The sequence below is a fragment of the Ruegeria sp. CDSA077 genome, assembly GCF_059612265.1.
In genome coordinates, this window is the sequence record NZ_JBXWQG010000001.1 from 236,491 (window position 1) to 260,660 (window position 24,170).

The window sequence follows — 24,170 nt, forward strand, 5'->3', positions numbered from 1 at the left end:
TATTGATATGCTCTATTGGTTGACCGGCCTGTCGGACGGAGGGGACTTTTTCAATCTCTTCCGGTACATCACGTTCCGGGCGGGCGGTGCCTTTATGACAGCGCTGATTTTCGGGTTTATCTTTGGCAAACCGCTGATCAATGTTCTGCGCCGCAAGCAGGGCAAAGGTCAACCGATCCGGGATGATGGCCCCGAGGGGCACTTTTCCAAGGCGGGCACGCCGACCATGGGCGGCTTGCTGATCGTGGGCGCGCTTGTCACATCGACACTGGTTTGGGCACGGTGGGATAACCCTTATGTCTGGATGGTCTTATTCGTGACGCTGGCCTATGCCGCCATTGGGTTTGCAGATGACTATGCCAAAGTATCCAAGCAAAACACCAAAGGTGTTTCGGGGAAAATGCGGCTGGGACTTGGGGTGATTATCGCGGTTCTGGCCTCGGTCTGGGCCACGATGCACCACCCCGAGGCGCTGCAGAATCAGCTTGCTGTGCCGGTATTCAAAGACACGCTGCTCAATCTGGGGATATTCTACATTCCCTTCGCGATTGTCGTGATCGTTGGGTCAGCAAATGCGGTGAACCTGACCGACGGGCTGGACGGGCTGGCGATCATGCCCGCAATGATCGCCGCATCGACCCTGGGGATTATCGCCTATGCGGTGGGCCGGGTCGACTTTACCGAGTATCTGGATGTGCATTACGTGCCCGGAACCGGCGAGATCTTCATTTTCACCTCGGCCCTGTTCGGCGCTGGCCTTGGGTTTCTATGGTACAACGCGCCGCCTGCAGCCGTGTTCATGGGCGATACCGGATCGCTTGCCCTAGGCGGTGCTTTGGGCGCAATTGCGGTCGCCACCAAACACGAGCTGGTCCTTGCAGTGGTCGGAGGTCTGTTCGTGGTCGAAGCGCTGAGCGTGATCATCCAGGTGCTGTACTTCAAACGCACAGGACGCCGCGTGTTCCTGATGGCCCCTATCCACCATCACTATGAGAAAAAGGGCTGGGCCGAGCCCACCATCGTAATCCGGTTCTGGATCATCTCTCTGATCCTGGCGATGATCGGTCTGGCCACGTTGAAAGTGCGCTAACAAGGCCTTTTCCTTGCAGGTTTCGCCCGAACTCAGGCGAAATCCACCTTCCAAACGCGCCACATGCCGGTATGGTGGCGCAATAGATTATGGATTGGTGCGGCGTTGGATTGGCTTGCAGATTTTGGGTTTTCCATTTGGGCTTGGTTTGGGGATGAGGATCACCAAAACAGGGTGACGGCAATTTCGGCTGCGGTCGCAGTTTTCTTGCCGTTAATCGGGATGGTACTGGGGGCGATCTGGTTTTGTATTCAATGGATATCGCCAAAACCAAAACCCCTGCAGAACGACCAAAAACCAATTCCGCTTCCGGACGTCAACGTGCTGACTCTGGATCAGCATTTGGCGATTCTAGAGAAACGAGAGCATCAGTTAGAGCAGAAACTGGCAACTGCCCATGATGATGAGAAAGCGCAGTTAACTGCGCAGATCGCTGAGCTTAAAAATCAGATGGCCAATCCAGACGCGTCGCTTGCAACAGCGCGAAAACGTATTGCCGAGTTAGAAGCGCTGCTGGAACGATCCGGCAATGAAATCGGCGGGGGCCGTCTGGCAGAGGCGCGGGAGGCTTTAGAAAAAGGCGACTACTCCATCGCGGATAATTTGTTTGCCGAGATTGAGGAGCGCCGCAAACTGGAGATCGAGGAAGCCGCGCGCGCGGCCTTTGGCCGTGGAGAGATTGCTGAGGCTGAAGTCCGCTGGGCTGATGCCGCAGAGCACTACGCCCGTGCAGCAAAATTGGACGCTCGTTTTGATACTTTGAGCAAAGCTAGTGCTTTTGCCGAGCGCTCTGGAAACTTTGGCGCAGCTATACGTTTCAGCGGTGAACTTCTCGAAGTTGCACGATTAGATGAAAGACAAGAACGTCTCACTCACGCACTCAACGAACACGCAGTCAACTTAAATGCGTTGGGGCATTACGATGAAGCCGAGCCGCTTTATCGCGAAGGGCTGGAGATTGACCTCAATACGATTGGTGTCGAGCATCCCGCCTACGCCACCCGATTGAACAACCTCGCCTTATTGTTGGATGCGACGGGTCGTTATGACGATGCAGAGCCACTCTATCGCGAGGCACTTGAAGTTGGTCGTAAAACAATCGGTGCCGGGCATCCGGACTATGCCACCCGACTGAACAACTTCGCTTTGTTGCTGAAGAAAACAGGACGTTACGACGAGGCCGAGCGGCTTTATCGCGAGGCGTTGGAGGTTGACCGTATAGCGCTTGGAGACGAGCATCCCAACTATGCAACAGACCTTAACAACCTAGCGAGTTTGCTAAAGACAACGGGTCGTTACGACGAGGCCGAGCTGCTATATCGCGAAGCGCTGGAGATTGATCGCAAAACGACGGGTGTCGAGCATCCCAACTATGCAACGGACCTCAACAATCTCGCGAGTTTGCTCAAGACAACGGGCCGTCACAGCGAGGCCGAGCCGCTTTATCGCGAGGCGCTGGGGATTCTTGAACAGGCACTTGGCATCGAGCATCCAGATACGGTAACCGTCCAGAAAAACTTGGATGCCTTGCTCGCAAACAAGCCCGACTAACCGCGCTTGCATTCCACATCGTGGCCTGTACAGGGTAGTCTGCGCGGCAAACGGCAAGGATGGAGTGCACGAATGATCCCGGTCAAAGGGTTTTCAGGACAGAAAGTTGCGGTTCTGGGGCTGGGGCGATCCGGTCTGACCACGGCGCGCGCTTTGCGGGCCGGTAAGGCCGAACCCGTTTGCTGGGATGACAACCCGGCTGCACGTGCGGCGGCCGAAGCCGAAGGGTTCACATGCCGCGATCTTGGGCGCCAGGGGGCGTTTGATGAGGTTGCCTGTCTGATTGTCTCGCCCGGGATACCGCATCTCTATCCATCGCCGAACCCTGTTGTGGCTGCCGCGCTAGAGGCCGGGGTGCCCGTGGACAATGATATCGGTTTGTTTTTCCGCTCATTTGCCGGGCCGGAATGGGACAATCTGGATACTCCGCCCCGCGTGGTCGCGGTGACCGGGTCGAACGGCAAATCAACCACCGCCGCCCTTATCCATCATATCCTGACCGAAGCTGGCCGTGAGGCACAGCTGGCGGGGAATATCGGCCGAGGCGTATTGGACATTGATCCAGGGGGCAATGGCTCGGTCGTGGTGTTGGAACTGTCCAGCTATCAGACAGAGCTTGCGCGGTCGCTGACACCCGATGTGGCCGTTTTCACCAATCTGTCGCCGGATCATCTGGATCGTCACGGCGGCATGGGGGGCTATTTCGCCGCCAAGCGCCGTTTGTTTGCCGAAGGCGGCCCTGACCGGGCCGTGATCGGTGTGGATGAGGACGAAGGCGCCTTTCTGGCCGGTCAACTGGCCGAAGCGCCAACGGATGACCGGGTGATCCGTATCTCGGTTGCCCGCAAGTTGACCGGACCCGGATGGCAGGTATTCGCGCGCAAAGGGTTCCTGTCGGAATATCGCAAGGGGCGACAGGCGGGGTCGATTGACCTGCGCGAGATCAAAGGTCTGCCCGGTGCACATAATCACCAGAATGCCTGTGCCGCCTACGCCACGTGCCGCGCGTTGGGGTTGGCCCCACGGATCATTCAGGATGCGTTGCACAGCTATCCGGGCCTGCCGCATCGCAGTCAGATCATCGCCGAAGCGGATGGGGTCACCTATGTAAACGATTCAAAGGCGACCAATGTCGACAGCGCAGTAAAGGCGTTGAACGCGTTCAAGAAGGTCCGCTGGATCTGTGGCGGGCTTGAGAAAGAGGGCGGGTTGTCTGCACTCAACTCAGCCAGTGAACATGTGCTCAAGGCTTATGTGATCGGGCGCGAAGCTGCCGGATTTGCAATGCAGTTACATGCAGATACCCTGGTTTGCACCACAATGGCAGAAGCCGTTGAACAGGCAATGAACGACGCGCAGTCGGGCGAGACGATTTTGCTGGCCCCTGCCGCAGCCAGTTTTGATCAATATGACAATTTCGAACAACGCGGTGAGGATTTTGCAGAACAGGTTCGTAAACGGCTTTAGGACACGCCATTTGCAATAGATCGCCGGTTGGGCCAAGCTGAGATGCTATCAGCTTGACGCGCCATATTTTTTGGTTTTGCTACCCGTCAAATTCAACACGAGGTTATGACTATGCCATATCGTAAGTTTTCCCTGATCCTGCCTGCCATTCTGATTGCGGGTGCCTGCACCAACACTGGCGCAAACTACCAGCCGATCATCGATGGTCCGGTTGGCCCTAATTACAACGTTGATCTGCAGCAGTGCCAACAGCTTGCGGCATCGCAGGCATCTGTTGATGGCACCACGGCCGGGAATGCAGCCATCGGCGCCGTTGGCGCAGCCGCAGTGACCGGGATCGTACAGGACAGCAGCGATAATCTGGGCCGTGCTGCAGTTGCAGGTGCGTTGGTTGGCGCCGGTGCGGATGTGATCAACAAGAACCAGAACAAAGAAGTGTTGGTGCGTAACTGCATGCGTGGCCGTGGGTACAACGTCGTCGGCTAGTGCCGCGCAAATACCGTGTCGGCTAACCACGACTGGCGATTGCAGTTCCAGCGGCATGGCCTGAGGACCATGCCCATTGGAAATTGTACCCGCCCAGCCAACCGGTGACATCCACCGCTTCACCTATCGCATAGAGGCCGGGGACATCCCTGGCCTCCATCGTTTTTGACGATAGATCATCGGTGTCGATGCCGCCCAGCGTGACCTCGGCGGTGCGATAGCCTTCGGTCCCGGACGGGGTCAGATGCCAGTTCGACAGGGCCTCGACCAGGTCCGAAAGGGCGGTGTCCGATTGGTCGGCCAAATTGCCTTGCATGGGAATGTGTTGGCTCAGGAAATCGACCAATCGCGCGGGTAACTGCCGGGAAAGTTCAGTAGTCAGGGCTTTGCGTCCGCTGTTTTGGCGCTGATCTCGCAGCAGGTCGAACAGTGGCATATCCTGGATCAGGTTGACCCGGATCGCCTCACCCTCGCGCCAGTATGAGGATAGTTGCAGCGCAGCTGGTCCGCTGAGGCCGCGATGGGTGAAAAGCAAAGCCTCGTCAAAGCTGGTCCGGTCGTTCGACAGCCGCGTCGGCAGCGAGACACCGGACAGGTCCTTGAATCTGCCGTCGGTAAAGGTGAACGGCACCAGAGCCGCGCGTGTCTCGGTCATCCGCAATCCAAACTGGTGTGCGATGTCATAAGCCAGACCCGTCGCCCCCATTTTAGGGATCGACTTGCCACCCGTGGCCAGAACCAGATTGGTGCAGGTCAGGGCATGACGCTGTCCCTCGCGTTCAACCGTCAGCGCGAAACCAGTGTCGGTTTTGCACAGGTCCTTCATCTCGGTCCTTACCCACAGCTCGGCCCCGGCGCGCTCTATTTCATCCAGCAACATTTGGATGATCTGTTTCGAGGAACCGTCGCAGAACAGCTGTCCCAGTGTTTTCTCGTGCCAAGCGATGTCATGACGCCCGACCATTTCAATGAAATCCCACTGCGTGTAGCGCGCCAATGCGGACTTACAGAAATGCGGGTTCTGAGACAGGAAGTTGCCCGGCCCCGCGTACATATTGGTGAAATTACACCGCCCGCCGCCCGAGATGCGGATTTTCTCACCCGGCGCCTTCGCGTGGTCGATCACCAGAACGCGCCCAACGCAATGGGCGGCACACATCAAGCCAGCAGCACCGGCGCCCAGGATGATCGTATCATAAGTCATGCGCGGGGGATGGCGTGGAATGGCTGGGATGGCAAGGGGGAGACGTAAACACGCGCTGCAATCGTCCGTCCGTGACTGTGGATCCGTCCTCTGATTGGTTTGGGAAAATGGAATGAAATTGGCAGTTGGAACATTTGTGATATTGGCCGGAATACCATGTGCCAGAATACGCCCGACAAGGAAGCTCAATATGACGCACTGCACAGGAGGGCGGTTCAGTGATCACGCGCATTTCCCAAGTCACAGTTCAACTGGGAAAAAAGGCTGAATTGGTCGAATCCAGGAGGATAAAGCACTACGATCTTGTTCCCTAGGTGTTCCGAACGCCCGGGACGGGAAGCCCTGAAGCGGATCACTGGCTTGAAGGCGCCAATTTCCCTCTGTTGCGGCGTCATTCCACTAGCCCAAACACTAAAACCCCTGTAGACTCGCTCGTAGACCCCGAAAACGGGGCGTTGACGAGGCAGATAGTGGCGGTATCTCATGACTGAGATGGTGTATGGCGCGGTTCAGGACCAGCGCGGAGAACCGATTCTACCAAAGTGGTGGCGGACGATTGATCGTTGGACGATGTCCTGCGTACTGATCCTGTTTGTCATCGGGCTGTTGCTGGGGCTGGCCTCATCGCCGCCGCTGGCTGGTCGCAACGGGTTCGACCCGTTCCATTACGTCGAACGCCAGGCGCTGTTCGGCGGATTGGCGCTTGTTGCGATGCTGCTGACCTCGATGATGTCGCCCACACTGGTTCGACGTCTGGCGGTGTTGGGGTTTCTTGCTGCTTTTGTCGCGCTGGTCTTCCTTCCCGTCTTTGGCACAGATTTTGGCAAAGGTGCGGTGCGCTGGTATTCGCTTGGCTTTGCCTCGCTGCAGCCGTCTGAATTTCTGAAACCCGGGTTTATCGTTGTGGCGGCCTGGTTGCTGGCCGCGTCACAACAGATCAACGGCCCACCCGGTCGGCTATGGTCTTTTGCGCTGTGCATGGCGATTGTCGCCATGTTGGTTATGCAGCCCGATTTTGGTCAGGCCTGCCTGATCCTGTTTGGCTGGGGCGTGATGTATTTCGTTGCCGGTGCGCCGATGTTGTTGCTGGTTGGTATGGCGGGGTTTGTCGTGCTTGGCGGTATGTTCGCCTATTCCAACTCGGAACATTTCGCCCGACGCATTGACGGGTTCCTGAACCAAGAGGTCGATCCGACCACTCAGCTGGGCTATGCCACCAATGCGATCCGCGAGGGCGGGCTTTTCGGTGTCGGCGTGGGTGAAGGGCAGGTGAAATGGTCGCTGCCCGATGCCCATACGGATTTCATCATCGCTGTCGCGGCCGAGGAATATGGCCTGATCCTGGTGCTGATTATCATCGCACTGTATTCCCTGATCGTCGTGCGGTCATTGCTGCGGCTGATGCGCGAGCGCGACATGTTCATCCGTCTGGCGGGTACCGGTCTGGCCTGCATGTTCGGGGTTCAGGCGATGATCAATATGGGCGTCGCCGTGCGCCTTTTGCCTGCCAAAGGCATGACTTTGCCGTTCGTCAGCTATGGTGGGTCCTCGCTGATTGCAGGTGGTATTGCAATCGGCATGCTTCTGGCGTTTACCCGCACCCGCCCTCAGGGCGAACTTGGTGATATTCTACGCGGACGAGGCTGATGGGCAAACCCTACCTTCTGATTGCGGCTGGCGGGACCGGGGGCCACATGTTCCCGGCTCAGGCGCTGGCCGAGGCGATGCTGCACAGGGGCTGGCGTGTGCGCTTGTCCACCGATACGCGCGGCGCACGATATACGGGTGGCTTTCCGCATTCGACTGAAATTGTCGAGGCGTCCTCGGCCACATTCGCCCGTGGCGGACTGCCCGCCAAACTGATGGTCGGTCCCAAGATCGCAGGTGGTGTCGCCGGTATGGCGTTTCAGATGTTGCGCGACCGACCGGACGTCGTGGTCGGCTTTGGCGGCTATCCCTCAATCCCGGCGCTGGGCGCTGCGACGATGTCGAAGATCCCGCGCATGATCCATGAACAGAATGGCGTTTTGGGCCGTGTGAATCAGCTGTTTGCGACTCGCGTGGCGCAGGTGGCTTGTGGTGTCTGGCCGACTGATCTGCCGGACGGTGCAAAGGGCATACATACCGGCAACCCGGTTCGGGCCGCTGTGCTGGACCGGGCTGCGGCGGGCTATATCCCACCAGGTGATTACCCGATGTCGATCCTGGTGATGGGTGGCTCGCAAGGGGCGCGCATCCTTAGTCAGATTGTGCCCGAAGCGATTGCCGCGCTGCCTGATGAGGTGCGCCGCCATATTCGTGTCGCGCATCAGGCCCGCGACGAAGACGGTGCCCGTGTTTCCGCGTTTTATGACGACCACGGTATCCGTGCCGAAGTGAAACCGTTCTTTCAGGATGTGCCCCGTCGTATGTCCGATGCGCAGCTGGTGATATCACGCTCAGGTGCGTCAAGTGTGGCGGATATATCCGTCATCGGGCGGCCCTCGATCCTGATCCCGTATGCCGCCGCCGCGGGCGATCATCAGACCGCCAACGCACGCGGGCTGGTTCAGGCCGGAGGGGCAATCATGATCCCCGAGAACCTGCTTGACGTTCCTTCGCTGACGCAGCAAATCACCGCAGTTCTGACAAACCCTGAAGCCGCACAAAAGATGGCCCATGCCGCCCTATCGACCGGCGCACCGGACGCGACCGAGCGTTTGGTCGCCCAGGTCGAACAGTTGGCGCAGAAGGAGACCGCATGACCCCAGCAACCAAACTGCCGCAGGATGTCGGGCCGATCCATTTTGTGGGGATTGGCGGGATCGGGATGTCAGGCATTGCCGAGGTGCTGTTGAACCTGGGCTACCGGGTGCAGGGCTCGGACCTGAAAGCGTCAAAAATCACCGACCGCCTTGCTGGTCTGGGCGCCGAGATCTTTGTCGGTCAAAGTGCTGAAAACCTTGAGAACGCCGCCGTAGTTGTGGTGTCGACCGCGATCAAACCGGTCAACCCGGAGCTGGACGGTGCCCGTGCGCGCGGCCTGCCAGTGGTGCGTCGGGCCGATATGCTGGCCGAGTTGATGCGCCTGAAATCCAACATTGCCATTGCCGGAACCCACGGCAAGACCACCACCACCACGATGATGGCTGAACTGATGGTGGCAGGGGAATTTGACCCGACCGTGATCAATGGCGGTATCATTCACGCTTATGGCTCGAATGCGCGGATGGGGCAGGGCGAATGGATGGTGGTCGAGGCGGACGAATCCGACGGCTCGTTCAACCGGCTGCCCGCGACCATTGCCATTGTCACCAATATCGACCCCGAGCATATGGAGCATTGGGGTGATTTCGACCAGCTGCGCGACGGGTTCTACGAATTTGTCTCGAACCTGCCGTTTTACGGGCTTGCCGTCTGCTGCACCGACCACGCCGAAGTGCAAACACTGGTGGGTCGCATCACAGACCGGCGCGTGCGGACCTATGGTTTCAACGCGCAGGCGGATGTGCGGGCCGAGAACCTGACCTATAAGGGCGGCGTCGCACATTTCGACATTCACCTGCAATATGAAGACAAGAGGATCGAGGGTTGCACCCTGCCGATGCCAGGCGACCACAACGTCTCGAACGCATTGTCGGCCGTCGCTGTTGCCCGCCATCTGGGCATGAAAGCCGCCGAAATCCGCGAAGCGTTGGCTAATTTCGGTGGCGTCAATCGTCGCTTTACCAAAGTGGGTGAGGTCGATGGCGTCACGATCATCGACGATTACGGTCACCACCCGGTTGAAATCGCAGCGGTTCTGAAAGCCGCACGCCAGGCCACCGAAGGCCGTGTGATCGCGGTCCATCAACCCCACAGGTATTCGCGTTTGTCTAATCTGTTCGATGATTTCTGTACCTGTTTCAATGACGCCGACGTTGTTGCCATCGCCGATATTTTCGCTGCCGGAGAGGACCCGATCGAAGGGGCGTCCCGCGATGACCTGGTTCAGGGGCTCATCCGGCATGGGCATCGACATGCCCGCGCTTTGATGGACGAATCCGATCTTGAACGTCTGGTTCGTGAGCAGGCTCGCCCCGGAGACATGGTTGTCTGCCTTGGTGCCGGTACGATCAGCGCCTGGGCCAATGGCCTGCCTTCGCGCTTGCAGAAATAACAGGCGATGTGACGTAATGGACTCTTTTGCGGTGCAACCCTAAAGAGTGATCGTGCAACCGCAGAAAAAGCGGTCTCGGAGGCAAGATTTGGCGTACTCGGTATTATTTGCAGGGATGTGGGTCATAGCGTCGACTATCGTGGCCATGCTACCGATGCGCCTGCAATTTCCACCGGGGATTGTGTTGGTTATCGTTGCGCCGGCGCTGATTGTCTGGCTGGGTTACGATTTCGGCTGGTTCTTTTCGGTCCTGGGCTTTGCGGCTTTTGCATCCATGTTCCGCAACCCAATTCGCCACTATTGGCAACGTTGGACAGGCCGAGGGGACGACGAATGAATTGGTCCATTGCCCTTGCCGCCCTGTGGGGAATTGTTGCGAATGTGCTGGCGATGATCCCCAGCAAGGATAATCACTGGACCCGCGCCTATTTCTTGATTGCTGCGGGTATTCCTATCGTTGGCTATGTCACGCTGCAGAACGGCCCATGGATCGGGTTGATTGTTCTGGTTGCTGGGATCTCGGTACTGCGTTGGCCCGTGATTTATCTGGGCCGGTGGTTGCGTCGGATCCTGGGTGCCGCGCAATAGCGGATACAGCTTGCTTTGGCGGTTCAAATCCGCGAATTAGCGGTCATGACTTCTGTTCCCTCGCCACGCGGCAAGCTCACCCAGAACCGCCCGCTGAATGATCTGACCTGGTTGCGGGTCGGAGGACCGGCGGATTACCTTTTTCAACCCGCCGACCAGGAAGACCTGCAGCAGTTTCTGCGCGACTTGCCTGACGATATCACGGTTTTCCCGATGGGCGTCGGTTCGAACCTGATCGTCCGGGACGGAGGGCTGCGCGCCGTAGTGATCCGGTTGGGCCGGGGATTTAATGGCATCTCGATTGAGGGCAACATTGTCACCGCAGGCGCGGCGGCGCTGGATGGGCATGTGGCGCGCAAGGCAGCTGATGCGGGCGTGGACCTGACGTTTTTGCGAACCATTCCGGGGTCGATCGGCGGCGCTGTGCGGATGAATGCGGGATGTTATGGCAGCTATACGGCGGATGTTCTGTGCAAGGCGACGATCATCACGCGGCAAGGGCAGGTCGTCGATCTGACGCCCGAAGAACTGAATTTTCGCTATCGTCAGTCGGATCTGCCTGAGGGTGCGGTGCTGATCTCGGCCACGTTCGAAGGCCCCCTAGATGATCCTGATGAACTGCATGCCCGCATGGACTCGCAGTTGAAAAAGCGGGATGAGACCCAGCCGACCAAAGATCGCAGCGCGGGCTCGACCTTCCGCAATCCGGCCGGGTTTTCCTCGACGGGCCGCGCAGATGATGTGCATGACCTCAAGGCCTGGAAGGTGATCGACGACGCGGGAATGCGGGGCGTGATGCGGGGCGGAGCGCAGATGAGCCCCAAGCATCCCAATTTTCTGATCAACACCGGCTCTGCCACCGCTGCCGACCTCGAAGGGTTGGGCGAAGATGTGCGAAAAAAGGTTTACGAAACAAGCGGCATCACGCTAGAGTGGGAAATCATGCGGGTCGGTGATCCGCTGACAGATTAAAGCTCCGACCGTCAGACCCCAAACAGGCAAAATAGGGCGACGGATCAAAGGCATAAAGCAGGACGGACCACCACATAAGGTCCGCAGGATTTGAGGCGCACGACGTGGGTAGTTCGAGCAGGACAAACCCCAAAGTGGCGGTATTGATGGGTGGACCCTCGGCGGAACGTGAGGTGTCTCTCAGCTCTGGGCGCGAATGCGCAGCCGCCCTAAGGGGAGAAGGCTTTGAAGTGGTCGAACTGGACGCGGGTCCGGACCTCTATGCGCGACTTTTGGATATCAAGCCGGATGTGGTCTTCAACGCTCTGCATGGTCGCTGGGGCGAGGATGGCTGCGTGCAGGGTCTGCTGGAGTGGTTGCGTATTCCCTATACCCATTCGGGTGTGCTGGCTTCGGCGTTGGCCATGGACAAGCAGCGCAGCAAAGCGGCGTTTGGTATTGCGGGCCTGCCAATTGCCGACAGTGTGATCGAGGCCAAATCCGAAGTTGCCGCGCGTCACACGATGGAACCGCCCTATGTGGTCAAGCCCAACAACGAGGGTTCCAGCGTCGGCATTTATCTGGTGCATGAGGGCGCCAACACTCCACCGAAACTGGCAGACGACATGCCCGAACTGGTAATGGTCGAACAATATGTGGCTGGCCGTGAGTTGACCGTCACAGTCATGGGCGACCGCGCTTTGACCGTGACAGAAATCATGACGGATGGCTGGTACGATTACGATGCCAAGTACAAGCCGGGCGGGTCGTGGCATGTGCTGCCTGCTGAAATCCCGCAGGACATTTTTGACCTGTGTATGGGCTTTGCCAAACAGGCGCATGATCTGTTGGGGTGCAAAGGCGTCAGCCGCACAGATTTTCGGTGGGATGACAGCAAGGGCGCAGAGGGCTTGTTCCTGCTGGAAACCAACACCCAGCCAGGAATGACGCCGACGTCACTGGCTCCGGAACAGGGCGCGCATTGCGGGATAACCTTCGGCCAGTTTTGTGCATGGATGGTGGAGGACGCATCATGCGACCGCTGACAGCCACCCGTGCGCCGGTTATCCACCGGTCAAAGCCACTTGCTGGTCCGGATGCCGATTTCGCTTCAGGGGACCGCAACAATGTAGAACCCAAGTTCCGCCTGCGGCGGCTTTGGGGGCGTAAGTCATCGGCGTTTGATCCGGCGCCGTCTCGCCTAAGCTATCGGTTACAGCGCTGGATGTTGACGCCTGGTGTTCGCCGTGGCCTGAAATACGGGCTGCCGGTCTTCGCTGTGTGTGCTGCGTTTGGCGGGTATTTCAGCTCTCAGGACCGGCGCGAAGCGATTGTGGCTCATGTCCATGATGTGAAAATCTCGATCCAGCAGCGACCAGAATTCATGGTCAACCTGATGGCGATTGATGGGGCGGGAACCAACCTTTCGGAAGACATTCGTGAAGTGGTGCCGCTGGACTTCCCAATCAGTTCTTGGGACCTGGATGTCGAACAGATGCGCGAAACGATCACAGGGCTGGATCCGGTTAAATCCGCCTCTGTGCGCATCCGTCCCGGAGGTATCCTGCAGGTGGATGTTGTCGAACGGCAGCCCGCCATTGTCTGGCGTACCCGCCGAGGGGTCGAATTGCTGGATGAAACCGGCGCGCATGTTGAAATCATCGCATCGCGGCAGGATCACTCCAATCTGCCACTGATCGCGGGTGAGGGCGCGGATTCCTATGTACCCGAAGCGCTGCAACTGACGGCCACAGCCAGCAGTCTTGGCAATCGGGTGCGCGGTCTGGTGCGAATTGGCGAACGTCGCTGGGATCTGGTTCTGGATCGCGGTCAGCGCATCATGTTGCCGACAGAACGGCCAGTGCGCGCATTGGAACGCGTGTTGGCCGTGAACGAGGTTCAGGATCTTCTGGAACGCGATGTGGCCGTGGTGGATATGCGCCTGGGTCAGCGACCAACAATCCGAATGACCAAAGCCGCCAGCGAAGACTGGTGGAATACAAAAGTAGATGTGAGTAGCGGGCAGTAACGACAATGATGACCGATCTTTATCAGTCCCAACGGGCGATGCGGCAGATGCGCAGGCAGGCAATGCAACGCGGCGTCGTCGCCATTCTGGATGTCGGGAGTTCGAAGATCTCCTGCCTTGTGTTGCGGTTCGACGGTGCCGGACGCCTGCACGAGGACAGCGGCATCGGGTCTCTGGCCGGGCAGTCCGGGTTCCGGGTGATTGGTGCTGCGACGACGCGATCGCGTGGGGTTCAGTTTGGCGAAGTCACTGCGATGCAGGAGACCGAGCGCGCCATTCGCACCGCGCTTCAGGCCGCGCAGAAAATGGCAGATATCCGGGTCGACCATGTGATCGCCTGTTTCTCGGGGGCAAACCCGCGGTCCTATGGTTTGGATGCCCAGGTGGATCTGGAAGGCCAGCTTGTCACCGAGGCCGAAGTCGGCCGGGTTCTGAATGCCTGTGACGTGCCCGACTATGGTGCGGGCCGCGAAGTCCTACATGCTCAGCCGGTGAATTTTGCGCTGGATAACCGATCGGGCCTGATTGACCCAAGGGGTCAGATGGGGCAATCGCTGGCCGTCGATATGCACATGCTGACCGTGGACGCGGTCTCGATCCAAAACATCGTGCGCTGTATTAAACGCTGTGATCTGGAATTGGCCGGTATCGCGAATTCGGCCTATGTCTCGGGCATCTCGGCGCTGGTTGAGGATGAACAGGAACTGGGTGCGGCCTGTATCGACATGGGCGGTGGCACCACCAGCGTGTCAATCTTCATGAAGAAACACATGATCTATGCCGATTGCGTGCGCATGGGTGGGGATCACGTGACCAGTGACATCTCGATGGGGCTGGGCGTTCCGGCCTCTGTGGCCGAGCGGATCAAGACCTTCAATGGCGGCGTTCACGCGACCGGCGCGGATGATCGTGACCTGATCGACATCGGAGGGGATACCGGTGATTGGGAACATGACCGTCGTACGGTCAGCCGGGCCGAGCTGATCGGCATCATGCGCCCGCGTGTCGAAGAAATTCTGGAAGAAGTGCGTGTCCGGCTGGATGCTGCCGGGTTTGAGCATATGCCCAGCCAGCAGATCGTGCTGACCGGTGGCGGCAGTCAGATTATGGGGCTCGACGGGTTGGCCTCTCGTATTCTGGGGCAACGTGTTCGCCTTGGTCGCCCGCTGCGGGTCCATGGGTTGCCGCAATCGGCCACGGGGCCGGGGTTCTCTTCGGTTGTGGGGCTAAGCCTGTTTGCAGCCAACCCACAGGATGAATGGTGGGATTTTGAAATCCCCGTAGACACCTATTCCGCACGCCCGTTCAAGCGCGCTGTGCGGTGGTTTCGTGACAACTGGTAAGGCCGCGATCGCGGCGCTGGTCATGGCTGTGCCGTCAGCGATAGAGGCTCAGACCCGTATCACACCCGAAGCCTTCCTGGGGGCCGTTCAAGGAAAGACCGTAAAGTTTCACGTCTATGACAGCGGTATGCTGGTCGGCACCGAAGAGTTCCTGAGCCCGACTCTCTCGGTCTGGCGTATGGAGGGCAAGGGTTGTGTGTACGGGAAAATTACAACTCCTAATGGGCAGATTTGCTTTCTGTACGACGATGACGAGGATGGTCTGCCAGTTTGCTGGTGGCCGTTTTTGTATGAAGACCAGTTGATGGTGCGAATGGTCGGTTTCTCCAGGACAGAAATTCAAGAGGTCAGGGACATTTCTGAGAAAGGTCTTAACTGCCCAAGTGCCCCAATTAGCTAAAGAAATATCTTGCAGGGGCTGTCAAAATCCCGCAAGATATCCACAGGGCCCGTCAGAGGCCTTGCGAGAGGGCTTGAGCAGTTTTCCGCAGACAGAATGTGAATGAATTGCAAGTGACGCGCCCGTCAACAGTGGCGCGAGCGTCGCATGTTTTGTGGTGCTTTGAGATAATTCCGCAACATCTGGCAATCTCTGCCAAATACTGTTTCCAGGCGCCTTATTTCCTCCATATTTTGTGGATTTTCGCGATTTTTGGCGTGACGTTTGCCGTTTGGATCGGTAGGATTGTTAGTGGATAGGTAAGAAAAACACCGCGTTGGCGGGTTATATAAACAGGCGGACAGAAGCATGACATTGAATCTTTCGATGCCCGGGCACGACGAGCTGAAGCCTCGGATTACAGTTTTTGGCGTTGGCGGAGCGGGCGGTAACGCCGTCAACAACATGATTGAAAAACAGTTGGACGGTGTCGATTTTGTCGTTGCCAACACCGATGCCCAGGCGCTGCAGCAAAGCCAGTCTTCGTCACGAGTTCAACTAGGCGTGAAAGTCACCGAAGGTCTGGGTGCGGGCGCGCGTCCGACAGTGGGTGCGGCAGCAGCCGAAGAAAGCATCGAGCAGATTGTAGACCATCTGGCTGGCGCGCATATGTGCTTCATCACGGCCGGTATGGGCGGTGGCACCGGCACGGGTGCCGCACCGATCATCGCGCAGGCAGCGCGTGAATTGGGTGTTTTGACCGTCGGTGTTGTGACCAAGCCTTTCCAGTTCGAAGGCGCCAAGCGGATGCGTCAGGCCGAAGACGGTGTTGAAGCCTTGCAGCGCGTAGTCGACACGCTGATCATCATTCCAAACCAGAACCTGTTCCGTCTGGCCAACGAAAAGACCACGTTTACCGAGGCGTTTTCGATGGCGGATGACGTTCTGTATCAGGGTGTCAAAGGCGTGACCGACCTGATGGTGCGTCCGGGCCTGATCAACCTCGACTTCGCGGATGTTCGCGCCGTTATGGACGAGATGGGCAAGGCGATGATGGGCACGGGCGAAGCCACTGGCGAAGATCGCGCGGTTCAGGCCGCCGAGAAGGCCATCGCGAACCCGCTGTTGGATGAAATCAGCCTCAAGGGCGCCAAGGGCGTTCTGATCAACATCACCGGCAGCCACGACCTGACCCTGTTCGAACTGGACGAAGCCGCAAACCGTATCCGTGAGGAAGTGGATCCTGAGGCGAATATCATCGTCGGCTCCACGCTGGATACCGCAATGGAAGGCGGCATGCGCGTTTCGGTTGTGGCAACAGGTATCGACGCCAGCGAAAAGCAGGATGATGTGCCTGTCGCGCGTCGTTCGATGTCGGCACCGCTGACCCGTTCGGTTTCTGCAGAGGAAGCGGCCCTGGAAGAAATGTCAGTGGCGGCAAGCGCCGAACCTGAACCTCAGCCCGAACCAACGCGTGAACCTTCGCTGTTTGAGGCAACTGAAGAGCCGATGGAACCGCAGTTCCAACCGCGCGCAGAACAGGATGATGACGGCCTGCCACCCCCGGCTTATCAGCCGCGCGTGGCCGAATTCGAGCCGACTCCCGAGCCGGTCGAATACGCCCCAGAAAGCTTTGTCGCACCTCAGCCGCAAGCACCCGCAGGATCGCCATCACCTGAAGCGCTGAGGCGCTTGCAGGCAGCCGTCCAGAATGTACCTCCGGCTGAAAGAGGTCATCCTGCGCCTCGGCCGCAGGAGGTCTCCGATAATCATGGGGATGCCGACCGCCCGCGATTTGGTTTTAACCGCCTGATTGATCGCATGACCGGCCACGCAGCCGATACTCCGGCGCAGCAACCGGCCCGCCAGCAGCCGGTATTGCGCCAATCTGACGCTACGGCACCTGCACATGTCGAGGACGACCCGGAGCAGGATCGGATCGAAATACCGGCCTTCCTTCGCCGTCAAGCCAACTGATCGCGGTAACAATATACTAAAGAGGGGCTGCCATTTGGCGGCCCTTTCTTATTTTAAAACAGTGCATTATCCCTATGTGAGCAGGGTTTTGCCGACCTGTCACATTCATGTTTCATTCGGTTGCAAAGAGTGAGTTGAGCCTTTTGACCTGCTTCCTTAGTTGAATGCCAACACGGCCATCACAGGTCGGACGCCACTCACCGAGGTCACACTTGCAACATACGCTCAAATCTCCGATCACGTTTACAGGCCTGGGGCTGCACAGCGGTAAGCCTGCGACGATGATCCTGAAGCCGGCTGCTGCTGGCCACGGCATCTGGTTCAAACGGACGGATATCGAGCTGGGCAATGCGTTGATCCCTGCAATCTACGATGTGGTCGATCGTACCCCGCTTTGTACCCGACTGGTCAATGAAGCGGGCGTTACGGTTTCCACCGTCGAGCATATCATGGCAGCCTTGGCTGGATGCGGTGTCCACAATGCGCTGATCGAGATCGATGGCCCCGAAGTGCCGATCATGGACGGGTCTTCGATTGAATTCGTTCGTGGCATCATGTTGAAAGGCGTGCGTCGTCAGGCAAGCCCGGTCCTGGCCTATGAAGTTCTTAAACCTGTGACCGCAACCCGTGAGGGTGCCAGTGCTTCGATTGCGCCTGCGGACGGTTTGATTATCGATTTTCATATCGATTTTGAAGACAGCGCCATTGGTCGTCAGACTAAGAGGCTGGATATGTGCAATGGCTCTTTTGCACGCGAGCTTAGTGATTGCCGGACATTCTGCCGTCGTACCGACGTCGAAGCGATGCGCGAGAACGGCTTGGCTCTTGGCGGCACGCTTGAAAATGCTGTGGTCGTTCAGGGCGACGAAGTTCTGACCCCGGGTGGCCTTCGCCACGCAGACGAGGCAGTGCGTCACAAGATGCTAGATGCTCTGGGTGACTTGTATTTGGCGGGTGGACCGATTCTGGGTCATTTCATCGGCGACAAGTCTGGTCATGCGATGACAAACACGCTGCTGCGCAAGCTGTTTGAAACGCCCGGTGCTGTGCGTCCGATCCTGTGTACCCCCGAACAGGCCGCGCGTCTGCCCGGGCAGGGTCTGGTCTGGGACGAAATCCCCGAAGTCGCCTGATTGGTTCCACTCTGCTGACAAATCCGCCAAAGGGCCTACTAAGGCGTTTTGCACTGGAATTTTATGTGCTAGACCAAGGCCCAAACCGGGGTATTCCCATAAAGCAAGACGACAAGGATTGGCGGAATGATAGGCACCAAAGCGGCGGTCAGATTCGCAGGGGCGGTACTTCTGACGGCAGTTTTGACAGCGTGCAACAGTGGGGGCGCGGACCGCAATCAGAACCTTGAAGGGTTCACCCCCGAACAGATTTTCACGCGTGGGGAATTTGAGCTGTCCGAGAATCGGTCCGACGATGCGGCGTGGTATTTTTCTGAGGTTGAACGCCTTTACCCGTATTCTGACTGGGCAAAGCGCGCGCTGATCATGCAGGCGTTTTCGTACCATGCGGATGAGAACTACGAAGAAAGCCGTGCGGCAGCACAGCGCTATATCGATTTCTATCCAACCGACGAAGATGCGGCCTATGCCCAATATCTGTTGGCACTCAGCTATTATGACCAGATTGACGAGGTTGGCCGCGATCAGGGCCTGACCTTCCAGGCGCTTCAGTCTTTGCGCACGGTGATTGAGGTCTATCCAGACAGCGAATACGCCACCTCGGCAGTGCTGAAATTCGACCTGGCCTTCGACCATCTGGCCGGTAAAGAGATGGAGATTGGGCGCTATTACTTGCGTCAGGATCACTATACCGCCGCGATCAACCGGTTCCGCGTTGTGGTCGAGGATTTCCAAACGACGTCCCATACCGCCGAAGCGCTCTATCGTTTGATCGAGGCGTATCTGTCGCTGGGTCTGCTGGATGAGGCGCAATCGGCTGGTGCGATTCTGGGTTACAACTACCAATCCTCGGAATGGTATGACGCTGGCTATAAGCTGCTGACCTCACGCGGGCTGAAACTCAAGAGCCGCGGTAACAACTGGCTCAGCACGATTTACCGCCAGACCGTCAAAGGTCAGTGGTTGTAATCGCCATGGCCAAAGGCGTGGGACGCTAAGACCCGATGCTGCGCGCCCTTGATATCCGCGATATGTTGATCATCGACCGGTTGGAACTCACGTTCCAGCCGGGATTGAACGCGCTGACCGGTGAAACCGGCGCGGGCAAGTCGATCCTGCTGGATTCGCTGGGGTTTGTTCTGGGCTGGCGCGGGCGGGCCGAATTGGTTCGTCAGGGGGCCGCTCAGGGCGAGGTCGTGGCCGAGTTCGAGCTGCACGACAATCACCCCGCACATGCGATTTTGGCCGAGGCCGGATTGCCCGGAGGCGAAGAGCTGATCCTGCGCCGCGTGAACACAGCCGAGGGTCGCAAGACCGCCTGGGTCAATGACCGGCGCTGCTCGGGCGAGGTGCTGCGGGCCTTGTCGGAAACCCTGGTCGAGCTGCACGGCCAACACGATGACCGCGGCCTGCTGAACCCGCGCGGTCATCGCGCGATGCTGGATGATTTTGCCGGAGCGGCGGCGCAACTGGCCACAGTGCGCGCTGCATGGTCCGAGATGTCGCGCGCGCGTAAGGCTCTGGCTGAGATCGAAGCCACTTTGGCCGCCATGCGCGCCGAAGAAGAATTTCTGCGCCATTCGGTGGCTGAGCTTGATAAGCTCGGTCCCCAGCCCGGCGAGGATGCCGAACTGGATGTCCGCCGTCGGATGATGCAGGGGGCCGAACGGATCCGCGATGACGTCGCCCGTGCCTATGACTTGCTTGGCGGTGATGGAGCCGAGGGCACGATGTCTGATGCTTTGCGCTGGTTGGAAGGCGTGTCCGACAATGCGGGTGGGCAGTTGGAAGAGCCTGTCGCCGCGCTAGGGCGCGCGCTGGTCGAATTGGGCGAGGCGCAGGATGGCGTCAATGCCTGTCTTCAAGCGCTGGATTTCAATCCGGCGGAACTGGAGGCCGCCGAAGAACGGCTTTTCGCCATTCGCGCGCTGGCCCGGAAACATGACGTAGCCCCGGACGACTTGGGCGGGTTTGCCGAAACCCTGCGTGAGCGGCTGAGCCGCTTGGATGCCGGTGACGCCGATCTGGCAGACAGGCGCGTCGCTGTTGAGACTGCGCGGGCTGCGTACAGCAAAGCTGCCGAGGCGCTGAGCACCCTGCGTCAGCGGGCAGCGGCGGAACTCGACACTGCGGTGATGGCCGAACTTGCACCGCTAAAAATGGAACGCGCTGTCTTCCAGACCGAGATCACCCCCTCCGATCCCGGACCCGAAGGTGCGGATGCCGTCGCTTTCACCGTTGCCACCAACCCTGGTGCACCGTCTGGGCCGTTGAACAAAATCGCCTCGGGCGGTGAGCTGAGCCGTTTTTTACTGGCGCTCAAGGTCTGTCTGACCGGCGAAGACAGTGCGCGTACGATGATCTTTGATGAGATCGACAGGGGCGTTGGCGGCGCGACAGCTGACGCCGTTGGCAGGCGTCTGGCATCGCTGGCACAGGGCGGGCAGGTGTTGGTCGTGACGCATTCCCCGCAGGTCGCTGCCCGTGCCGCCTATCACTGGCGTGTTCAGAAACATGTGACCGACGGGCAGACCCTGTCGACCGTGGTGCCATTGGCCCAGTCCGACCGGGTGGACGAGATTGCCAGGATGGTCGCCGGAGACACGATCACCGACGAAGCGCGCGCCGCCGCCCGTGCTCTTCTGGACGCATAGGCCGTCACAGACGCGCGATCCGGCTTTTATCCGTGCCCTCCGTGGCTTAGTAAGGGGTGTATCCTGATCCCCCGAGGGCAAATGACCCAGTCAACCCGCACCGTTCTGCGCAACCAGCTCAATCAGGCTCTGGCCGCGATGAAGGACGCGTGGCGGGTGATGCGCAGGCGCGGGCCCAGCCAGATCCAGTTCTGGTTCATCGCGCTGGCGATCGGGATTGCAGCAGGCTTTATGGCCTTGGGGTTTCGTAAGGCAATTCAGGCTTTGCAGGCCTATGTCTATGACACCGGGGATATCTCATTGTTGCACAGCCATGTGGAAAAGCTGCCGTGGTTTCTGATCCTGATCACGCCGATCATCGGTGGTCTTATCGTTGGCATCATCCTGCATCGGTATACCGATGATGGACGCGTGCGTTCGGTTGCCGACGTAATCGAGGGCGCTGCTCTGACCGATGGTCGGGTCGAAGGCAAGGCGGGTATCGCGTCTTTTTTCTCCTCGCTGATTACGCTCAGCACCGGTGGGTCCACGGGTCGAGAAGGGCCGGTTGTGCATATGGCAGGCGTGATCTCGACCTGGGTCAGTAATCGTATCCATGCCGACGGAATTACTGGTCGCGATTTGTTGGGCTGTGCGGTGGCGGCGGCGGTGTCGGCCAGTTTCAACTCACCCATTGCCGGGGCTTTGTTCGCGCTTGAGGTGGTGCTGCGCCATTTCGCGGTACATGCTTTTGCGCCCATCGTTATCGCTTCGGTCGCCGGGACGGTGATTAACCGGCTGGAATACGGCGACGTGACCGAATTCACGCTGGATACGCCCGGATCCCTGCAATTCTATGTCGAGCTGCCCGCGTTTCTGATCCTTGGGTTGATCTGCGGGTTGGTGGCCTTGCTTCTGATGCGGTCGATCTTCTTTGCAGAAGATATTGGCAATCACATTCAAAGCCGGCTTTCCTTGCCCGGGTGGCTGCGTCCTGCTGTATCAGGCGCAATGTTGGGACTGATCGCGATCTGGTTTCCCCACATCATCGGCGTTGGATACGAAACCACGATCCGGGCTCTGGCCGGAGATTTGGTTCTGACAACCGCCATCCTGTTCGCAATCATCAAAACTGTGGCTGTTGCGATCACGATGGGGGGACGTATGGGTGGCGGTGTGTTTTCACCCTCGCTGATGATAGGTGCGTTAACCGGGTTGGCATTCGGGTTGATTGCAACGGGTTTGCTGCCCGATGTATCGGGGACCCATACCCTTTATGCATTTGCCGGGATGGGCGCGGTTGCCGCTGCCGTGCTTGGTGCCCCGATTTCGACCACGATGATTGTCTTTGAACTGACCGGAGATTGGCAGATCGGTCTGGCGGTGATGGTGTCGGTTTCAATGTCCACGGCGCTGGCTTCGCGCCTCGTGGATCGATCCTTCTTCCTGACACAACTGGAACGGCGCAATGTGCATCTGGCCGCGGGGCCACAGGCCTATCTTCTGGCGATGTTGCGCGCAGGCGCAGTGATGCGACCGCTTGGCGATGCACGTTCAATCACCCGGGAAGAAGCACAGGTTTTGATTGATCAGGGTCTTTTTGTTCAAGCAAGCGCTACACTTGAGGCGGCGATGCCGTTCTTCGACCGAGACGAAATCCTCTGCATACCGGTGGTGGTGAGCGGTGATGACGGAGCTGAGACGCCAGTCGGTACGCTCTACCATATTGATGCGCTAAAGGCCTATAACCGCGCGTTGGCAGCCACGGCTGCAGAAGAACATTCATAACAGAGGCCCCTGTAACATTGGTCTTTGTCCATCTTGTTCCTTGATACAGGCGAGGCATTGAAGCGATACGATCTTTGGATCTGCACCTGCCGGGCGTGGCCAGTCGAAATCCAGAGGCTCATGTGTTCGATCTGACAAGCTGTGCAGAACTGAGCTTTCTGGCTGAAAAGCATTAGGCCTTGGAGTGCTGGTGAAGGACTAACTTTACCTCACTGACGCTCTGGAATTTGTGGAACGACGCGCAACTTTGAGCCGTCGACAGCTTCCCAGAATCTTTTGGAGCCAGCGGGTCATGCAATATTGGCCGTAACATCGAGAAATTCTGATCTATTGCGGACTTTTGTCGGTATTTGGTCAAAGAACGGCAGTGCGGCGCAGCCCAATTCAGCGCCGGCTGCGCCAATGTCTGATTTTGGAAGTTAGATTCAATTTCCGCAGAATCCGATTTGCACACTCTTTGTCTGTCATCGCGCTCTGAGGGCAACAATCCGAGCGATTGATGAACTTTGCGCCAACACCGCTCCTTACGATCTGTTGGCATTCGCCGCTGGAAGGAGGCCATCCGGGCGTAACAGCAACAACAAGATGACTGAGGCCAGAACCATTGCATCCCGGTATGGGGCCAGACTGTCTGGCAGGAAAGCCTGTAGCAGAACCTCCAGCCCGCCGACGATGAACCCACCAAGGACAGCGCCGCCCAAGCTGCCCAACCCCCCAAGTACGGTCGCAATGAAGGCCTTGAGAACGGGGAAAAATCCCATCAGTGGATCCACTGACCCGCGTTGTGCCGTCCAGATGACAGCGGCAATACCCGCAAGTAGCCCTGACAGGCCAAAAGCCACAGCAACGACCCGGTTGGCCTTGATACCCAGCAGTTTGAGCATCTCGATATCTTCGGCAGCGGCGCGCATGGCCATGCCAATGGTTGTGCGCCGCAATACGAATGTCAGGCCTGCAAGGGCTGAAAATGTTACGATGATTGATACGGTCGGGATAATGCCAAATGTCGTCTGGCCGATATGATATGTGCCAGACCATGACGCTGGAAAAGAGATCGGGACGGGTCTGGCGGAAATTCCGTTCTGGAACAGAACTTTGAGGATTTCGGACACCGCGAAAGATGTGATCAAAAGTGCAACGACATCCGCGCCGCGCATGGCGCGAAACGCTGTACGCTCCATTGCCATGGCCATGAACACAGAAGCCCCAAGCCCGACAACAAGAGCGGCGATCGGCGGCAGGCCAAAGCTCATGGCCAGAAAGATGCCATAGCCCCCGAACGTCATGATTTCGCCATGCGCGAAATTGATCAATCGTACAATAGAGAACACAATCGCCAGCCCCAGGGCCAGCATCGCATAAATTCCCCCAAGGCTAAGCGCGTTGATCATTTGTTGAAGAAGAACTTCCATC

General features: G+C 58.3%; 21 protein-coding genes. 19 read left to right on the forward strand and 2 right to left on the reverse strand.

All coding sequences use genetic code 11. The features are described from left to right. Positions 1-7: 7 nt before the first annotated feature. The 4 genes from mraY (at position 8) to AC2FLE_RS01250 (ending at position 4,594) form a co-directional block, all read left to right on the forward strand. Positions 8-1,090: a phospho-N-acetylmuramoyl-pentapeptide-transferase gene (gene mraY / locus AC2FLE_RS01235; RefSeq protein WP_496689709.1), complete on the forward strand. Its 1,083-nt coding sequence runs from the start codon at positions 8-10 to the stop codon at positions 1,088-1,090. 105 nt (positions 1,091-1,195) lie between these two features. Further along, the gene (locus AC2FLE_RS01240; protein WP_496694814.1) at positions 1,196-2,641 is read left to right on the forward strand and encodes a tetratricopeptide repeat protein; all 1,446 of its coding nucleotides are present in this window, start codon (positions 1,196-1,198) and stop codon (positions 2,639-2,641) included. Between the two features lie 72 nt (positions 2,642-2,713). After that, positions 2,714-4,108 carry a UDP-N-acetylmuramoyl-L-alanine--D-glutamate ligase gene (murD, locus tag AC2FLE_RS01245; RefSeq protein WP_496694815.1) on the forward strand — a complete coding sequence of 465 codons (1,395 nt, stop codon included), beginning with the start codon at positions 2,714-2,716 and terminating at the stop codon, positions 4,106-4,108. Positions 4,109-4,219: 111 nt separating this feature from the next. Further along, on the forward strand, positions 4,220-4,594 hold the full coding sequence (locus AC2FLE_RS01250) for a glycine zipper family protein (RefSeq protein WP_246097157.1): 375 nt from the start codon (positions 4,220-4,222) through the stop codon (positions 4,592-4,594). A gap of 22 nt (positions 4,595-4,616) precedes the next feature. Here AC2FLE_RS01250 and AC2FLE_RS01255 read toward each other — a convergent pair whose 3' ends face one another. Continuing rightward, positions 4,617-5,798: a BaiN/RdsA family NAD(P)/FAD-dependent oxidoreductase gene (locus AC2FLE_RS01255; protein WP_496690899.1), complete on the reverse strand. Its 1,182-nt coding sequence runs from the start codon at positions 5,796-5,798 to the stop codon at positions 4,617-4,619. Between the two features lie 483 nt (positions 5,799-6,281). Here AC2FLE_RS01255 and ftsW point away from each other — a divergent pair, with 483 nt between their 5' ends. The 15 genes from ftsW to AC2FLE_RS01330 all read left to right on the forward strand — a co-directional run bounded on the left by ftsW (position 6,282) and on the right by AC2FLE_RS01330 (position 22,757). After that, complete coding sequence (gene ftsW, locus AC2FLE_RS01260) at positions 6,282-7,445, forward strand: putative lipid II flippase FtsW (protein ID WP_142635039.1); 1,164 nt, start codon at positions 6,282-6,284, stop codon at positions 7,443-7,445. Next, complete coding sequence (locus AC2FLE_RS01265) at positions 7,445-8,542, forward strand: UDP-N-acetylglucosamine--N-acetylmuramyl-(pentapeptide) pyrophosphoryl-undecaprenol N-acetylglucosamine transferase (protein ID WP_496694816.1); 1,098 nt, start codon at positions 7,445-7,447, stop codon at positions 8,540-8,542. The genes ftsW and AC2FLE_RS01265 overlap by 1 nt, the downstream gene beginning before the upstream one ends. Next, complete coding sequence (gene murC / locus AC2FLE_RS01270) at positions 8,539-9,936, forward strand: UDP-N-acetylmuramate--L-alanine ligase (protein ID WP_496694817.1); 1,398 nt, start codon at positions 8,539-8,541, stop codon at positions 9,934-9,936. Before AC2FLE_RS01265 ends, murC begins: the two co-directional genes overlap by 4 nt. An 88-nt stretch (positions 9,937-10,024) precedes the next feature. Beyond that, on the forward strand, positions 10,025-10,273 hold the full coding sequence (locus AC2FLE_RS01275; RefSeq protein ID WP_496694818.1) for a DUF2484 family protein: 249 nt from the start codon (positions 10,025-10,027) through the stop codon (positions 10,271-10,273). Then, on the forward strand, positions 10,270-10,524 hold the full coding sequence (locus AC2FLE_RS01280; RefSeq protein ID WP_496694819.1) for a DUF2484 family protein: 255 nt from the start codon (positions 10,270-10,272) through the stop codon (positions 10,522-10,524). Before AC2FLE_RS01275 ends, AC2FLE_RS01280 begins: the two co-directional genes overlap by 4 nt. Positions 10,525-10,569: 45 nt before the next feature. Further along, a complete protein-coding gene (gene murB, locus AC2FLE_RS01285) occupies positions 10,570-11,496 on the forward strand; it encodes a UDP-N-acetylmuramate dehydrogenase (protein ID WP_496690897.1) in 927 nt (308 codons plus the stop codon). 104 nt (positions 11,497-11,600) lie between these two features. Then, positions 11,601-12,521, forward strand: a complete 921-nt coding sequence (locus AC2FLE_RS01290; protein WP_496694820.1) for a D-alanine--D-alanine ligase — start codon at positions 11,601-11,603, stop codon at positions 12,519-12,521. Further along, positions 12,509-13,504, forward strand: coding sequence for a cell division protein FtsQ/DivIB (locus tag AC2FLE_RS01295; RefSeq protein ID WP_496694821.1), 996 nt, complete (start codon positions 12,509-12,511; stop codon positions 13,502-13,504). Before AC2FLE_RS01290 ends, AC2FLE_RS01295 begins: the two co-directional genes overlap by 13 nt. An 8-nt stretch (positions 13,505-13,512) precedes the next feature. Beyond that, on the forward strand, positions 13,513-14,847 hold the full coding sequence (gene ftsA, locus AC2FLE_RS01300; RefSeq protein ID WP_496696066.1) for a cell division protein FtsA: 1,335 nt from the start codon (positions 13,513-13,515) through the stop codon (positions 14,845-14,847). Next, entirely contained in the window at positions 14,834-15,247 is a 414-nt protein-coding gene (locus AC2FLE_RS01305) for a hypothetical protein (protein ID WP_271950279.1), read from the forward strand. The genes ftsA and AC2FLE_RS01305 overlap by 14 nt, the downstream gene beginning before the upstream one ends. A gap of 348 nt (positions 15,248-15,595) precedes the next feature. Further along, positions 15,596-17,203, forward strand: a complete 1,608-nt coding sequence (gene ftsZ, locus AC2FLE_RS01310) for a cell division protein FtsZ (RefSeq protein WP_496677586.1) — start codon at positions 15,596-15,598, stop codon at positions 17,201-17,203. A 212-nt stretch (positions 17,204-17,415) separates the two neighbouring features. After that, entirely contained in the window at positions 17,416-18,336 is a 921-nt protein-coding gene (gene lpxC, locus AC2FLE_RS01315; protein WP_496694822.1) for a UDP-3-O-acyl-N-acetylglucosamine deacetylase, read from the forward strand. 126 nt (positions 18,337-18,462) lie between these two features. Beyond that, entirely contained in the window at positions 18,463-19,305 is an 843-nt protein-coding gene (locus tag AC2FLE_RS01320) for an outer membrane protein assembly factor BamD (RefSeq protein WP_496694823.1), read from the forward strand. Positions 19,306-19,340: 35 nt separating this feature from the next. Continuing rightward, a complete protein-coding gene (gene recN / locus AC2FLE_RS01325) occupies positions 19,341-20,990 on the forward strand; it encodes a DNA repair protein RecN (protein ID WP_496694824.1) in 1,650 nt (549 codons plus the stop codon). Positions 20,991-21,071: 81 nt separating this feature from the next. Continuing rightward, on the forward strand, positions 21,072-22,757 hold the full coding sequence (locus tag AC2FLE_RS01330; RefSeq protein ID WP_281972772.1) for a chloride channel protein: 1,686 nt from the start codon (positions 21,072-21,074) through the stop codon (positions 22,755-22,757). Between the two features lie 524 nt (positions 22,758-23,281). Here the strand turns inward: AC2FLE_RS01330 and AC2FLE_RS01335 are convergent. Then, entirely contained in the window at positions 23,282-24,169 is an 888-nt protein-coding gene (locus AC2FLE_RS01335; protein WP_496694825.1) for a branched-chain amino acid ABC transporter permease, read from the reverse strand. Position 24,170 lies beyond the last annotated feature (1 nt).

Excerpts from the sequence above, each read along its gene's own strand:
- AC2FLE_RS01250 (WP_246097157.1), top strand. The coding sequence starts at position 4,220 with ATGCCATATCGTAAGTTTTCCCTGATCCTGCCTGCCATTCTGATTGCG.
- mraY (WP_496689709.1), top strand. The coding sequence starts at position 8 with ATGCTCTATTGGTTGACCGGCCTGTCGGACGGAGGGGACTTTTTCAAT.
- AC2FLE_RS01255 (WP_496690899.1), bottom strand. The coding sequence starts at position 5,798 with ATGACTTATGATACGATCATCCTGGGCGCCGGTGCTGCTGGCTTGATG.
- ftsA (WP_496696066.1), top strand. The coding sequence starts at position 13,513 with ATGACCGATCTTTATCAGTCCCAACGGGCGATGCGGCAGATGCGCAGG.
- ftsZ (WP_496677586.1), top strand. The coding sequence starts at position 15,596 with ATGACATTGAATCTTTCGATGCCCGGGCACGACGAGCTGAAGCCTCGG.
- murD (WP_496694815.1), top strand. The coding sequence starts at position 2,714 with ATGATCCCGGTCAAAGGGTTTTCAGGACAGAAAGTTGCGGTTCTGGGG.
- murB (WP_496690897.1), top strand. The coding sequence starts at position 10,570 with ATGACTTCTGTTCCCTCGCCACGCGGCAAGCTCACCCAGAACCGCCCG.
- AC2FLE_RS01330 (WP_281972772.1), top strand. The coding sequence starts at position 21,072 with ATGACCCAGTCAACCCGCACCGTTCTGCGCAACCAGCTCAATCAGGCT.
- AC2FLE_RS01335 (WP_496694825.1), bottom strand. The coding sequence starts at position 24,169 with ATGGAAGTTCTTCTTCAACAAATGATCAACGCGCTTAGCCTTGGGGGA.
- recN (WP_496694824.1), top strand. The coding sequence starts at position 19,341 with ATGCTGCGCGCCCTTGATATCCGCGATATGTTGATCATCGACCGGTTG.
- AC2FLE_RS01280 (WP_496694819.1), top strand. The coding sequence starts at position 10,270 with ATGAATTGGTCCATTGCCCTTGCCGCCCTGTGGGGAATTGTTGCGAAT.
- AC2FLE_RS01265 (WP_496694816.1), top strand. The coding sequence starts at position 7,445 with ATGGGCAAACCCTACCTTCTGATTGCGGCTGGCGGGACCGGGGGCCAC.
- murC (WP_496694817.1), top strand. The coding sequence starts at position 8,539 with ATGACCCCAGCAACCAAACTGCCGCAGGATGTCGGGCCGATCCATTTT.
- AC2FLE_RS01295 (WP_496694821.1), top strand. The coding sequence starts at position 12,509 with ATGCGACCGCTGACAGCCACCCGTGCGCCGGTTATCCACCGGTCAAAG.
- ftsW (WP_142635039.1), top strand. The coding sequence starts at position 6,282 with ATGACTGAGATGGTGTATGGCGCGGTTCAGGACCAGCGCGGAGAACCG.
- AC2FLE_RS01320 (WP_496694823.1), top strand. The coding sequence starts at position 18,463 with ATGATAGGCACCAAAGCGGCGGTCAGATTCGCAGGGGCGGTACTTCTG.